General features: G+C 51.7%; 1 protein-coding gene and 1 pseudogene. One reads left to right on the top strand and one right to left on the bottom strand.

Annotation, left to right across the window (positions count from 1 at the left end):
• A partial coding sequence (locus ACTHUR_RS21055; protein ID WP_440400753.1) for a DUF815 domain-containing protein occupies positions 1-192 on the top strand: 192 nt, incomplete at its 5' end.
• Between the two features lie 64 nt (positions 193-256).
• On the opposite strand, the pseudogene ACTHUR_RS21050 reads toward ACTHUR_RS21055, so the two are convergent.
• Positions 257-443, bottom strand: a pseudogene (locus ACTHUR_RS21050) (Spy/CpxP family protein refolding chaperone); the annotation flags it as partial.

Below are 443 nucleotides of genomic sequence, written 5' to 3'. Positions count from 1 at the left end.
CCTTTCGACCAAAACGATTATTTGACCGCCGTGGCGAACTGGTTGGACGATTTCAATGTGCCTTTTGACGATACGGCGCGCCAAGCTGCGTTGCAATGGGCGCAAATGCGCGGCAGCCGTTCAGGCCGCTCGGCATGGCAGTTTGCCTGCGATTGGGCAGGCCGGTTGCCGGAAGAAAGAGTGCTGGATTAAGGCTGAAAAAGTAAAGGCCGTCTGAATATGGTTTCAGATGGCCTTTTTGTATTTTATTTATCCATCAGCGCAAGCATGAAGACAACCATTGCTGGCGTTGGCGCGGATTGAGCAGATGATAGAAGCGGTATTGGATTTCCATTTCATCCACCGCATAGTCCATGCTGGAGAGGTAGCGGTTTTCAACATAATCGCGGGCGGCGTTTGAGTCGAATGAGTCGCCGGAGAGGATTTTGATGATGGTTTGACGG

This window comes from Neisseria sp. P0021.S007, from assembly GCF_051956855.1.
This window is presented reverse-complemented; position numbering and strand designations above follow the sequence as displayed.